General features: G+C 39.7%; 14 protein-coding genes. 2 read left to right on the top strand and 12 right to left on the bottom strand.

Annotation, left to right across the window (positions count from 1 at the left end; all coding sequences use genetic code 11):
• Positions 1-242: 242 nt before the first annotated feature.
• The 6 genes from HMPREF9960_RS09555 to HMPREF9960_RS09525 form a co-directional block, all read right to left on the bottom strand.
• The gene (locus HMPREF9960_RS09555) at positions 243-1,403 is read right to left on the bottom strand and encodes an ABC transporter permease subunit (protein ID WP_005590514.1); all 1,161 of its coding nucleotides are present in this window, start codon (positions 1,401-1,403) and stop codon (positions 243-245) included.
• The gene (locus tag HMPREF9960_RS09550; protein ID WP_005590515.1) at positions 1,400-2,263 is read right to left on the bottom strand and encodes an ABC transporter ATP-binding protein; all 864 of its coding nucleotides are present in this window, start codon (positions 2,261-2,263) and stop codon (positions 1,400-1,402) included. The genes HMPREF9960_RS09555 and HMPREF9960_RS09550 overlap by 4 nt, the downstream gene beginning before the upstream one ends.
• Before the next feature lie 1,098 nt (positions 2,264-3,361).
• Positions 3,362-4,696, bottom strand: a complete 1,335-nt coding sequence (locus HMPREF9960_RS09540) for a sensor histidine kinase (RefSeq protein ID WP_005590517.1) — start codon at positions 4,694-4,696, stop codon at positions 3,362-3,364.
• Positions 4,697-4,728: 32 nt separating this feature from the next.
• A complete protein-coding gene (locus tag HMPREF9960_RS09535) occupies positions 4,729-5,460 on the bottom strand; it encodes a response regulator transcription factor (RefSeq protein ID WP_005590519.1) in 732 nt (243 codons plus the stop codon).
• Between the two features lies 1 nt (position 5,461).
• On the bottom strand, positions 5,462-5,803 hold the full coding sequence (locus HMPREF9960_RS09530; RefSeq protein ID WP_005590520.1) for a LytTR family DNA-binding domain-containing protein: 342 nt from the start codon (positions 5,801-5,803) through the stop codon (positions 5,462-5,464).
• Positions 5,804-5,986: 183 nt separating this feature from the next.
• On the bottom strand, positions 5,987-6,559 hold the full coding sequence (locus HMPREF9960_RS09525) for a TetR/AcrR family transcriptional regulator (protein WP_005590522.1): 573 nt from the start codon (positions 6,557-6,559) through the stop codon (positions 5,987-5,989).
• Between the two features lie 126 nt (positions 6,560-6,685).
• Between HMPREF9960_RS09525 and HMPREF9960_RS09520 the strand changes: the two genes are divergently transcribed.
• Both HMPREF9960_RS09520 and HMPREF9960_RS09515 read left to right on the top strand, forming a co-directional pair.
• On the top strand, positions 6,686-7,528 hold the full coding sequence (locus tag HMPREF9960_RS09520; protein WP_005590523.1) for a DegV family protein: 843 nt from the start codon (positions 6,686-6,688) through the stop codon (positions 7,526-7,528).
• Positions 7,529-7,618: 90 nt separating this feature from the next.
• Positions 7,619-8,395, top strand: a complete 777-nt coding sequence (locus tag HMPREF9960_RS09515; RefSeq protein ID WP_005590524.1) for an XRE family transcriptional regulator — start codon at positions 7,619-7,621, stop codon at positions 8,393-8,395.
• Positions 8,396-8,412: 17 nt separating this feature from the next.
• Here the strand turns inward: HMPREF9960_RS09515 and HMPREF9960_RS09510 are convergent, their stop codons facing one another.
• The 6 genes from HMPREF9960_RS09510 to HMPREF9960_RS09485 all read right to left on the bottom strand — a co-directional run bounded on the left by HMPREF9960_RS09510 (position 8,413) and on the right by HMPREF9960_RS09485 (position 13,607).
• Complete coding sequence (locus HMPREF9960_RS09510) at positions 8,413-8,892, bottom strand: hypothetical protein (RefSeq protein WP_005590525.1); 480 nt, start codon at positions 8,890-8,892, stop codon at positions 8,413-8,415.
• Positions 8,893-8,955: 63 nt separating this feature from the next.
• On the bottom strand, positions 8,956-9,438 hold the full coding sequence (locus tag HMPREF9960_RS09505; protein WP_005590526.1) for a hypothetical protein: 483 nt from the start codon (positions 9,436-9,438) through the stop codon (positions 8,956-8,958).
• Entirely contained in the window at positions 9,431-9,976 is a 546-nt protein-coding gene (locus HMPREF9960_RS09500) for a DUF1697 domain-containing protein (protein ID WP_005590527.1), read from the bottom strand. Before HMPREF9960_RS09500 ends, HMPREF9960_RS09505 begins: the two co-directional genes overlap by 8 nt.
• 35 nt (positions 9,977-10,011) lie before the next feature.
• Positions 10,012-10,509, bottom strand: coding sequence for a GNAT family N-acetyltransferase (locus tag HMPREF9960_RS09495; RefSeq protein WP_005590528.1), 498 nt, complete (start codon positions 10,507-10,509; stop codon positions 10,012-10,014).
• A gap of 22 nt (positions 10,510-10,531) precedes the next feature.
• On the bottom strand, positions 10,532-12,520 hold the full coding sequence (gene uvrB, locus HMPREF9960_RS09490; protein ID WP_005590529.1) for an excinuclease ABC subunit UvrB: 1,989 nt from the start codon (positions 12,518-12,520) through the stop codon (positions 10,532-10,534).
• A 160-nt stretch (positions 12,521-12,680) separates the two neighbouring features.
• Positions 12,681-13,607 carry a CPBP family intramembrane glutamic endopeptidase gene (locus HMPREF9960_RS09485; RefSeq protein ID WP_005590530.1) on the bottom strand — a complete coding sequence of 309 codons (927 nt, stop codon included), beginning with the start codon at positions 13,605-13,607 and terminating at the stop codon, positions 12,681-12,683.
• Between the last annotated feature and the right edge of the window lie 136 nt (positions 13,608-13,743).

Genomic DNA, 13,743 nt, shown 5'->3' with positions numbered 1-13,743 from the left:
AAAAATATAAGCAAAACCATTAAAAACGAGACAATTAGGCCTACCGTAGTCTGGTTTAAAAACGGATAATTAAAAAATAAATAATTACAGAGTGTTAATAATAGACCTCCTGCCGTTAGCACAAAAGATATAAGCAGAGAAATTTTAAAAAACAATTTCTTTTCCATATTAGTGACCTCTTTTTTCCTTGTATATTCCATCAGAAAAGCGGAACTGCTTTTCTAAAATAGACAACAGTTAGTTTAAAGTCCTCTTTTTCGAATGATCCGATAAGTCATCAGACAGCAGAGGAGCATGAGAGAGAGCCGGATCATGATTACGCTGACACTATTTGCAGTAAAATCATTGAAGAAAAATCCTTTGCTATTGGAAAGTTTCAATAAGATTCCTTCCGTTCCATCGGTTGAAATTGAAAAAATAGTTAGTATCTTATTCATCAAACCATCTCTGAAGATATTCATCAAAAAGTCTGGAGCCAAGAACATCCCTACAGAACTTGCAAATGTTGCTAGCGGCGACTTTGTCAAACTGGATATGAGAACCATCACCCCAAGAATAAAGAGTAAACCAACAAACTGGAATAGAATAAGGCGAATCAACAATTCTAAGAGATTCATATGGACAGGAAATCGCAAAATATTATAAATAGTCGAAATCCACTCCAAGTTCATCTGGACGCTGGTATCCCAACCACTCCAACCGAAGTAGGTCCCAAACACCAGCAAAACAAGGCTATTAACAAGGACAAATGTTAAAGTAGCAATTCCAAAAACAGATACGATTTTTGCAATCGTTAACTGATTGCGACCATATTTAGTTGTCAAAAGTAATGAATCCATCTTTCTTGCTCGATCACCTGAGAAAACAGAGCAGCAAATATAGATTACAAATACCACCATTAAACTAAAAGCAGCATTTAAGGTATTAAATAACTTATGCCAAGGAGCAAAATTTCCCAGCTTTAAAGTTTTTAAAGGGAAATAGGACTGCAACTCTTCTTGTGACTTGAGGCTAATCAGATCGTAATGTAAGACATCATCAGATTTATAGGTATCTGTTAAAATTTCTTGAGAATTCGATACGAGGCGATCAATGGCATACCAGGAAAACATATCATACAAGTCATTCTGTTTGAAATAGGGCATATTGGCTGCATAGTCATTAACGATTTTATCCATTAACTCATCAGATAAATAACCAGTATGCTCTTCAGCAATCTTTTGTTTAATCACAACTGCTTGTTTTCCATGTATTCGATCAGCTGAAGATCCGCTAATCTGACCATCATTAAAAAAATTTGCATAAAACAATCCAGCTAAAACCAGCATAATAGCCAGGACTGCACCTAAAACTGATTTCTTTTTCAATAATTTTTTCAATTCAAAAGGAACTAATGCTATCATCCATTTACCTCCTCTCTAAAGTAATAGATATACAAATCTTCCAGACTTGGAATCACCCGCTGCGCCCCTTCGACAGGACTATCACTGCTAATAACCCGCAAGACGATACCGTCTGGTTCTATCCGCTCATTCACAATTACATAATCCCTTGCAAAACGCTGCCACTCACGTTCGGAAACACGAAATTCCCAAACTTGCCCCTCGATAAGTGAAAGAAGTTCCTTAGCACTACCTCTTTCCACAAAATTTCCATCTTTTAAGATTAGGATTTCCTTGGCTATCGCTTCTACGTCCGATACGATATGGGTAGATAAGAGGATGATTTTATCAGCCGATAGCTCACTGATAATATTTCTGAATTTCACCCTTTCCTTGGGATCCAGTCCCACAGTCGGCTCATCTAAAATCAATATTTTGGGATTGTTGAGAAGTGCCTGCGCAATGCCAAGTCTTTGCTTCATACCACCCGAATAGGAAGCAATCTTCTTTTTCCGAACATCGTATAAACCAGTAAGTTGCAAAAACTTATCACTCTCTACTCTGGCTTGTTTCTTCGTCATTCCCTTAAGAGCGGCCATATATAAAAGGAAATCGAGCCCCGTAAAGTTATGATAATAAGAAAAATCTTGAGGCAAGAATCCGAGATACTGGATATACTCTTCTGTATGTGATGCCCCATCAAACTTTATCCTTCCTTGGCTCGGCTTTATGAGATCACAAATGATATTCATCAAGGTCGTCTTACCTGTACCATTTGCCCCAAGCAAACCATAAACTCCCTCAGTAAATTCGCAGGAAATATCTTTGAGCACAGACTTAGAGCCATAGCTCTTGCTAATGCCTATCATTTCTAATTTCATAGATGCCCTCCATTCCAAAAAGCGCCATTAGAGATAGCAAATCACCTTTTTCCCAAAATCACAAACGATTATTATGCTGTTATTATAACATAAATTTTTGATTAAAAGTTTTTTTAATAGACTTCAACCATTTGCAGAGTCAATCTTAACCTGCTTAGATTATAGCGCACTTTCTTCAAATAACAAGCCGAAAATCATAAACAGTCTATATTTCATCCTAAATGGTCATTTGAAGAAAAAAACACAGCACTTGCTGGGAGCAAATGCTGGTTTTACTGAAAAAATAAAGTCAAAACTATAAAATTACAAAGAGCATAAGAAAGAATTGACTAGCAGAATATTCCGTATCGTCTTCTTGAAAAAATGCTATAAGAAATATTCTTAGAAAACATCACGAAAAAGTAAAACAGAGAGAGTACAGCGATATTCCGTTCAATTTACCAAATCTAATTTGTTTTATGTTTTCTACTAGCTACCTTGGCATATTTTATTCCCCAAATAAGTAGAATAAGTAAGATAAATAATAAAATAGTGGATATCAGAGCAATTAATTTTTGAAAGTCATCGCTAATCGTTATCAGTCTGTAAGAACTAAATATAAACAGAGCCAAGGTCAAAATCGTAAAGAAAATTTGGTTTGATAAGATGTCGGAACTTCTTTCTTTTTTTATTTGGTTCATAAAATAAAGATTCAACACAAGATTGCTCACAAGTATCAAATAAAAACAAATCTGGACTAGAAGCGATGCTTTAAAAACCTGGTTACTTAAAATTATAATGAATAGAGCCAGACTAGGAAGCTGGGCAGTTAAAAATCGCATTAGATATGTATTGCTATATAATTTCTTCATTTCTTGTCACTCCTAACAATTAAATAACAAAAAACCAGACAACAGTTTGAATTTAAGTTATATTTGTCTCTAAACAAGGCATTTCTCTTAGTGCCTTCGTATTCTTAAACCCTATATTAATTATAGCACTTTTAAACAGGTGTGGCATTCAAAACCTTAAATTGTCTTTTTTTACTCATAAACAGTTGTTGTTACTTTCATTGAGTTAAATCAAGTGGCAAATCTAATCATTCGCAATCTAATAAATTCATTTTATCTCTAACTCTTGTCTAAAAGAGTGATCATGACTAATGGTACGCAGAGAAACATTGGGATAGTGACTGATAATATTTTGAACATTGGAGAGACCAAGCCCTCTATTTTCTCCTTTAGTGCTAAAGCCCTTTTTAAAAATAGTATCGGAATGGATAGAAAACTCTTTTATTGTATTCTCAACAATAAAAATCTGTCTATTTTCCTGCTCCAAAAAGGCAAAAGAAACTACTGGATGACTAGTCTCCACTGCTGCTTCTATAGCATTATCAGCCAGTATGGAAACAATCGTGATAAAATCAAGCAACTCCATTCCTTGAGGTTTGATTTCTTGAGGAACTTCCAAGCCAATTTCTATTCCCTTGCTCTGAGCTTCTAGAAATTTTGCTGACAAGACGCTCTTGAGGGCATCATTGTGGATATTGGACAGGCGACCTAAATCATACTTAGATTGGTTGAGTGCTTGACCTGAGTCTTTTATAACTTGGTTATAAATCTGCTCAATGGCTGGTAAATCATGCGTATCAATTCCTAACTTCAGACTCCTTAAAATATTGATGTAATCATGCCGGAAACTTCGCAACTCATTATAAAGCTCTTCAATATGCTGACTGTAATCGGACATATTTCTCAACTGCAACTCTCTTTGTTCACTTAACTGCTGTTGAATTCGCTCTCGCAAATTACGGTCTAGGATATTTACCGAACTGAGAAAGAGAATAATATAAATTATCACAATTAATTTTCTATATGACAAATTAACCACATTATGAGTTATTTCTAAATAAGAGAAAAATTGTACAAATACAATATAAAAAATCATAGATATATTAAGGAAAATGACTAGGTGTTTATCAGCCTCATTTAATCTAAATTTTCTTAACCGCTTAAATTTATAATGTAGTAAACTTGGGATCCATAACGATAGTAAACTAGCTACAAAAGCCGTAATATTTAAAATAAGCTGTTCTTCATTTATTAGTTGGTTATATTCCAAACCGAAAATAGGAATAACAAAAAAAGTTAATATACGATATAGAAGATTCCAAAGGACAATTGGGAAAAGACCATAAAAGATAGATAACATTATAGGAATAGAACTCTGTCTAGTTAATAATAAAGAAAAAGTTAAAAAATAAACTGGAAGATCTAAGTAAGTTAAAAAAGTTTCACTAAATAAGACAAAAAGTAGAAGATTAAAAAATATATAAATAAAAGGTATTAAGACGTACTTAATCCACGTCAACTTAATTCCACTGATACGTGAAAATAAGAAAGACAGAGCTATCATTTCGAAAACAAGTAAAACAACTTGTATTATTCTTGGCATAATTCCTCTCCTACTTCTATCATATTACTTCTCTACTGCCTTAAAGCTGTCCGTAATCCTTTCATCTTGAGGCGTGATACGTAGCAACTAGCGCCATTCGGGAAATAGGCTATGTTTTCTATCTTATCCAGCTGAGAGATATTCGCTGGATTGACCACATAAGAGCGATGGCAGCGATAGAGACGCTTGTCCTGCTTTGTAATCTCAGAAAGCTGTCCGTAAAATTCGATGCGCTCTTTCTTGGTATAGAGAACTAGTCTATGAGGCACTTCTGATGTCTCAAAATAATAGATTTCATTAAATGGCACCTGAAAATCCGACTTGGAATTTTCAAAGAGAAAAGTTTCCTCTGCTTGAAAACTGTCCTTTCTCTCATAAAGATAGGCCAGATCCCGCTCAATCTGCTTGATAAAATCCTCCTCAGACAAGCCTTTATCAATAAAGTCAAAAGCTGATACCTGATAACGAAAAGTTAAGGGCATAAATTCTGAGTGAGTCGTCACAAATACAATCAGAGCATAGGGATCCAACTTGCGAATCTTTCCTGCCACCTCGAGTCCCTTCTGCGTCTCTTGCTTAATCTCAATATCCAAAAAGAAAATCTGATGGCTCCCCCGTTCCCTTACTGCATCAATCAGCATGTCCGGCTTGCCGTAGATTTCTAAAAATTGACATTCCCAGCCGTTCTTTTTCAAAATTCCCTGAATGGTTGACTCCATATAGGCTTGTTGCTTAAGATCATCTTCTAATACAAAAATTTTCATCTTATTTTCTTCCTTCCTGAGACCAGCGCTTGATAAGACTGGTTAAATGACGCCTTGAGCAGACAATATCTCCTAAGTCAGACTGCTCAAAAAACAAACTTTTACGCTCCCTGTCAAATCCCTGAATCTTGGCTAAATTGACCAGTGTTTGACGATTACAGTGAACCAGCTCATCAGGATAGAGCTTAACCAGCTCAGTCAGAGAAGTCCTAAGGCTGTAGTTGCCTTGTCCAGTGACGATAAGAACGATGTGCGGCTTTTGAGGATGGGACTGGACATAGTAAATTGTTGAAAGATCCAGCTTTCGAAGAGTGCTGCCGTCTTTGATTACGATAGTAGCCATTTGTCTACCTCCTTTGCTCTAGCATAGCACAGGTCGCATCGCAAATGACTCCCAAATCCTAAATGGTAGCTGAGAAGTCTTAGATGGTCTCAGAAGCACTAAGTAAAAACTTACTTGTTAGGTAAGTTTTTACGATCTATTATTTCAGTCTGATATATTGGTGCCAAACATTTGTATAAACTCTTATTTTTTCTTTTTCTGTGGGAAAAGAGGCATGCCCAATGCAGCAATCTTTTCAGCTGGAACCTTCATGCCTTCTTTGATCCATTTGGAAAGTACGGAGACAACCGCAGAACTCCAGAATGAATTCATATAGGAATTAGCTGTCTTCTTCCCACCTTTGCTACGCTTTTCAAGGAAATCAAAGACCGCCTGCGTCAGCAACTTTTCAAAATTATAGTCAATAGCCAGACTAATGACACGCGCTTCCTTCTTGGCTTCCTTAAAAAGAAAAAGCCAAATCTGGTACATTTCTGTCTTAAAATTAAACTGCTCCAGCTTGTCGATAATTCCCTGAACCGTATTTTTGAAAATCCCCTCTAGAATTTCTTCTTTGGAGCTATAGTTACGATAAAAGGCTGCGCGCGAAACCCCAGCTCGCTCGACTAATTCAGAGATGGTAATCTTTTTCAAATCTTTCTTCTCTAACAATTGCATTAGAGAAATTTCCAAGGATTCCTTTGTAATTCGATTGGATTCTTGATTATAAGTTTTTAAATTTGCAAGGGATTTTTCTGATATTTTCTTTTCCGCCATAACAATTTCTTTCTTCCTGTATCAGCTGAGAATTAAGGCTTTATATCAAAGCATCTTCATGTTATAATTGTAAGAAAAGACATGTTTTTTGTCAATGTAGAGAACTGATAGAGCAGGAGAAACTAAATGACTTGGAAAATTGTTGCCGATTCTGGCTGTGACTACCGTGAGATTACAGATCTGGCCAACCAGACAAGGTTTGAGAGTGTGCCGCTGACCATTCAGATTGATAATGAAATTTTTGTGGATAATGCGCACCTTGATATTGATGGCATGATGGAAAAAATGTATGCTACTTCAAGTGCTTCAAAATCGGCCTGCCCAAGCCCTGATGACTACCTTAGAAGCTTTGAAGGGGCCGAAAATATTTTTGTCGTGACGATTACAAGCTCTCTTTCTGGTAGCCACAATAGCGCCCAGCTAGCCAAAAAGCTCTTCTTAGAAGAAAAACCAACAGCAAATATCCACGTCATTGATAGCCTTTCGGCTGGTGGCGAGGTCGATCTGATCGTCAAAAAATTGAACGACCTCATCAAAGAAGGACTTTCTTTTGAGCAAGTCGTGCAAGCCATTACCCACTACCAAAAAAACACAAAGCTTCTCTTTGTGCTGGCTAAGGTAGATAATCTGGTCAAAAATGGGCGTCTCAGTAAGCTAATCGGTGCAGTTGTCGGCCTCCTCAATATTCGCATGGTCGGCGAAGCCAGCGATACCGGTACTCTGGAGCTTCTCCAAAAAGCTAGAGGGGCTAAAAAGGCTCTGACTGCTACTGTCGATGAAGTTCTGAAAGCTGGATATAAGGGCGGTCGCATTATCATTGCTCATCGCAATAACGAGAAATTTTGCCAGCAATTTTCGGAAGTTATCAAGGAAAAATTCCCAGCTGCCGACATTTCATTCCTACCAACTTCTGGACTTTGCAGCTTTTACGCAGAAGAAGGCGGCCTCTTGATGGGCTACGAAATTTAATCCTCTCCTTTTGAGCTGAATATTCGTATTCAGCTCTTTACTTTTTCGATTTAATTCGTTAAAATAGAAGAAAGAAAAGGAGTGAATATCATGGCCAGAGGACGCGGTGTCGCTAGCCCCCAGGATAAGGAGGCAATGCGGCTCATTTCTAAAAAAATCAAAACTTTATTGAAGCAAAAGCAAATCAAACAAATTGAACTTTCCCGAGGAACAGGAATCCCAGCTAGCACTCTTACTGGCTATATAAAAGGAAATTCCCTGCCTGTCCTCGAAAATATGCAAAAAATTGCAGACTTCTTTGATATGGATGTTCAAGAACTGGATCCTCGCTATTTATCAGTTCATAGCCCTACACCATTTTCGCTAGAGTTCACAGATATTTTCCAATCCCTAGACCAGACCCGCAAGCAAGCTGTGACAGACTTTGCTAAAAAAGAGCTGGATGATCAAACAACTGAGGAGAGATTAAAAGATAATTATTTTCCTTACAAGGTCTATGAAAGCTTCCAGACTTTCTTGAACAAGCCCGAACAAGCTGACATCGTCTGGTTAGACAAAGAGCTTGACTATGATATTGCCCTCTGGATTCGAACAGATTCGCTGGAACCCAAGTATCCGCAAGGGTCTGTGGCTCTCATCAAGAATACACATTTTGAGTTTGCTGGCGCTATCTATGCCATTGATTACGACGGACAAACCATTTTGAAAAGAGTTTTCAACGATCCAACTGGCATCCGCCTCATCTCACTCAATAAAAAATACAGCGACAAATTTATCCCGCATCAAGAAGAACCCAAGGTCATCGGCCGTGTCATGGCTGCTTTTATGCCCTTAGATTTATCAGAACAAGCACAAAAGCCACTTTAGTACATAAAGCGGCTTTTCTATTTTTTCTTACTTCCTTTGCTTGCAATCGTGATGACTGCTGCTATCAGAAAGAAAATAATATAAGTGGCAATTGGGAACCAGACATAGCGATGGTCCAAAGTAGGCAGTGGTAGCAAAGGTCTATGACGGCGGCTCCTCACTCCAAAGTAATGTAGCAAAAGAACCACAGGATTTATATAAAGGAGAGGATTGACTAAGTCTTTCAAAGAAGTGACCCTCTTTACACTATTTTCACGTAGGATAGAACCATAGGCATAGTACAGTAAAACAAGAATATTTATAAACAAAGGAAAAACATAATTACTCTTTAAATATGTAGGGAGGAAGGGGATTTGAAAAACTAGGATGGCCGTAATCATTGCAAAAAGAATAAGGACGGAGAAATCCAATAACCAAGCTAGAAAACCATGGCGCTTGAGCCATGTATTCACTTTATCTAGCCACATCCACTCATTCCTATTTTTATTCACATCCATATACCTCCCTCTACTAGCTTGTTTGAACGGGCTTTTGAGCTAGATCCATTGACAAGACCTGCATCAATCAATATAGCGAACACGATCGACCTTGGTTTTCATGATATAGGTATTGACTAAATCATGGTATTCATCATATTCCCCAAATAAAAAGCCTTTTCGTAAAATAACTTCTCTCCCATCTATCCCGTAATCCATATTAATTGGGACAGAATTTTCTGATTTGACTATAGAGAAATGAAAGAAAATTGTAAACCATATAAAAAGTGCAAGAGGTACACTCAGGATCCCCCAGATGAGATGGAACCAGCGAAACCCTCTCTTTTTCAAAAAGAGAAACCATAAGTGACAAAATACGACCACTGATAGAAGAAAAAGCCAATTGTTCCACAGCAGCGGAGTAAAGGCCAAACCAAAGGGACTCAAGCTAAAATGTAGCAAGACAAAGATAAATAACAAGAGATAGAGCACTAGCCAAATAACTCTAGAAAACTTCCAGCGCTTCGCTTTTTCTTCCCTTGCAGCTTCCAAATTTAGCTCACTCATTTCCAACCAACTCCACAATCTTCTGGAAAGTCTTGCCATTTCGAATGGTCAGTTGCTTGTAAAAACTAGATTTGAGCAGTTTTTTATGGTAGTTGGACTTGAGATAGTCCGCTTGGTCAGCATTGCTATAAAAGAAAGCCGTCTGCCCAAAATGCAGCTGCTCCTTGTCATTCGCCCAACTGCCTGCTAACTCTTGAACACTTTCCCTGTCTACTTCTGGCAGATAAAAGAGAACATCTCGCCGAAAGGCTGTTTCATCCTGCCACCAAGTAGGCAGATTGGCTGTTTCTTTTTCAAGCATGGCAGAGCTGACAAGGACGAAAGGCAAAGAAAAATCATAAGACCGACTAAAATAAGCAGTCAAGCTCTCCCGAATCCTCTCCTCCTGCTCCTCGCTATCAAAGAAAAGATTGCCACTGTTGATGTAGGAAACTGGATTTTCAAAACCCAACCCAGCCAAATCCTTCTTCAAATCAGCCATAACGACCTTGTTTTTCCCGCCGACATTAATGCCGCGGAGTAAAAGTGCATAACGCATGTGTGCTCCTTACAAATATATCTATTGTTTTCAAGCTAACTGTTCGAGTTTCTGATATAAATCATCCTTTTTTCTCTCACGGCTTTTCCTAAGTCAATGACCTTTTCCTCGCCGTCAAAAACAAAACCCATTTTTCCATAGAAAGCGATGGCACGTTTGTTATCTTCTAACACCCATAATAAAATCTCTGGATAACTATCCAAGGCAGCAAATGCAGCCTGCATGAGCTGATGTCCTACACCCTTGCCATAATAATCTTTTAAGACATACAAAGCGATAATTTCACCCGCTATCGTAGCTGGATCTCGAAAATCACCGTAGCTAACAAAACCGACCACTTTAGCATCATCCAAGGCGATCAAGGTATTTTCAGGATACTTTTGACTATAAAATCGGCACTTATCCAAGGTCATTTGCTCTTGAAATTCCGCAGGCAAAATCTCATCATAAGCTTCTCGCCATGTCTGCCAATGAACTCTGGATTTCTCTTCTATCTCCTCACCTGTTTCCATTGTTTTGATAGTGATGACCATTTGTTTTTCTCCTTGATATCCCTCAATCCATCGCCTTTATTTCCAGAATCATATCGCGAATCTGTGCGGCTAGTTCGAAGTCCAGAAGTCCGGCAGCTTCTTGCATTTGGCCTTCCAGTTTCTTGATCATGTCCTTGCGCTCTTGCTTATTGAGGCTTTCGATTTCGACGGTTTCTTCCTTGTCTGGCAGGGCAGCTTTAGTCACACTGATTAGGTCACGGATTTCTTTCTTGATGGTCTGCGGTACAATGCCGTGTTCTTCATTATAAGCCATCTGGATTGCCCGACGGCGGGCCGTTTCATCGATAGCACGCTGCATGGACTGGGTCATGGTGTCCGCATACATGATGACATGCCCCTCACTGTTGCGGGCTGCCCGGCCAATAGTCTGGATCAGGCCACGCTCGTTGCGGAGAAAACCTTCCTTATCTGCATCAAGAATTGCAACCAGACTAACCTCCGGCACGTCGATTCCCTCGCGCAGCAGGTTAATCCCAACCAGAACGTCAAAGACACCCAAGCGCAAGTCGCGGATAATCTCAGTCCGCTCCAAGGTCTTGATATCCGAGTGCATGTACTTGACCTTGACACCCATTTCCTTGAAGTAGTCCGTCAAGTCTTCCGCCATCTTCTTGGTCAGGGTTGTGATAAAGGTCCGTTCATTCTTTTCAACACGAGCATTGATCTCACCCAAAAGATCATCAATCTGCCCCATAGTTGGGCGGACTTCCACTTCTGGATCCAGAAGCCCTGTCGGCCGGATGATCTGCTCAATAACCGTATCCGTCTGTTCTTTCTCATAGTCACCAGGTGTCGCTGAAACGTAAACAATCTGGTGCACATGGCTTTCAAATTCTTCTCGGCGCAGCGGACGGTTGTCCAAAGCAGACGGCAAGCGGAAACCATAATTAACCAGCATCTCCTTACGCGAGCGGTCGCCATTGTACATACCCCGAATCTGTCCCATGGTCATGTGACTCTCGTCAATCATAATCAAGAAATCATCAGGGAAAAAGTCCAGAAGGGTATAAGGCGGCTCTCCTTCGCTTCGACCATCCATGTGGCGTGAATAGTTCTCAACGCCATTTGTATAGCCCATTTCACGCAGCATTTCGATATCATACTCCGTACGCTGTTTCAAGCGCTGGGCTTCCAGAAGCTTGCCTTCCTTCTCAAAGATAGCTAGCTGCTCCTCCAGCTCCGCCTGAATCTTGGCAATGGCTACTTCCATGTGGTCTTCATTGGTGACGAAGTGAGTAGCTGGGAAGATGGCCAAATGGTCCACCTCACCCAAGACTCGTCCTGTCAAGGCTTCGACCTCACGAATCCGGTCAATCTCATCTCCGAAAAACTCTACCCGAAAGGCATGTTCATCCCGAGAAGCTGGGAAAATTTCCACAACATCACCTCTGACTCGGAATTTCCCCCGCTGAAAGTCAATGTCATTGCGCTCAAACTGGATATCTACCAGATCATTTAGTAGCTTGTCACGAGAAATCTCCAGTCCAGGACGCAGGCTTACCACGCTGTCAGAGTATTCCTTAGGCGATCCCAGGCCATAGATACAAGAGACCGAAGCCACGACAATCACGTCATTGCGCTCCAAGAGGGCAGATGTCGCCGAGTGACGGAGCTTGTCAATCTCGTCATTGACCGAGCTATCCTTTTCGATATAAGTATCGCTGGAAGGCACATAGGCTTCAGGCTGGTAGTAATCATAGTAGGAAACGAAGTATTCCACTGCGTTATTGGGGAAGAATTCCTTGAACTCACCATAAAGCTGGCCGGCCAGCGTTTTATTATGGGCGATAACCAGAGTCGGCTTGTTGACCTGAGCAATAACCTGACTCATGGTATAGGTCTTACCAGTACCAGTCGCCCCCATGAGAATCTGGGCTTTCTCGCCTCCCTCGATATTATCCACTAGCTGCTCGATAGCCTGGGGCTGGTCACCTGAAGGCTGATACTTGGAAACCAATTCAAATTTATTATCTGTAATTCTGTTAATCATCTTTTATTCCTCAAATTGTGCTTCTATCATTTTACCATATTTGCCCTATTTTCTCTGGATTTGGGTATAACTAAGAGGCTCATACTTCTACCATCTTCTGTCCCTTGTCATACACCTATTTAAAAGACATAAAAAAGCCCAGCTAAACTGGGCAAAATGCTTATTTCTTAAAGATCAGCGCCTGAGGCAGGCGATTTTCTTTTTTAAGTGACCAGTAAAGATAGGCAATGCAGCCAATCAGGACGATACTGGCAAAAATAGATCCTTCAGCACCGAAAGCTCCGCCGGATAACAAATCCACAGAAGATTGTGAGCTATAGCTCAAGATTGAGGTAGATGCTCCTTGGCCACTGACCTGAATGCCATAGATATTTCCTTGCACAAAATTCCAAGCGCCGTGCATGCCAGCCAGTACCCACATATTGTCATACTTGAGCATAAGGAAACAAGCAAAGATACCGTCTAGTATGATATTGACAATAGAAAGAACGGTCACACCAGGGTTAAAGAGGTGCAGTGCCCCGAATAGAGCACTAGAAATCAAGATACCAATGAAGATATTTGACTTAGCACTAACTGCTGGAAAGAGCCAACCACGCGTCACTAGTTCTTCTGTTCCGCCTTGTAGAATCCAGAAAGGAATGATAGCTAGGACAAAAATCAAAGACTGCAAGTTAAGCTGACCTAATTTCAGGCTGCCTGTCCCCGTTACCAAGAACAAGACAACAACCAGTGAAAACTGAACGGCTCCAATAAGGAAGCCTCTGCCCAGTTCTTTCAGCCATCCTTCCTTAAAGAAACCCAGGCTGGAGAAAGCTCTCTTTTCTCGAAACTTGACCCACAGAAAAACAAGTAAGGCCATAAAGAAAAAACTACCCAGCTGAAAAAAGATATAATAATGCCCGAACACTTCCATAAGTGTAGCCCTGTCATCTATCGGATTTACCATAGCAAGCACAGTTCCAATGATGATCCCTGCAAAGATTTCTCCTACGTGGATAAAGCCAATGGAGATCAGAACTGCTAACCAAATAGGAGGAATGTAGCGCGACAGCTTCACATTATCTAACATGCGTGATTTAAACATAGAAATCTCCTTTCATCATTTATTATAACATATTTTATGATGATAAAATGAAAGTCAATTCACTTCTTTATGTCAGAAGATATAACATAAGAAAAAGAAAATATTTGCCTTTCTTAAATTTTTCTGATATAATCAA

Source organism: Streptococcus cristatus ATCC 51100 (genome assembly GCF_000222765.1).
GTDB classification, from domain to species: Bacteria; Bacillota; Bacilli; order Lactobacillales; family Streptococcaceae; genus Streptococcus; species Streptococcus cristatus.
The sequence above is the reverse complement of the archived record's forward strand: the minus strand, read 5'-3'. Positions and strand labels throughout refer to the sequence as shown.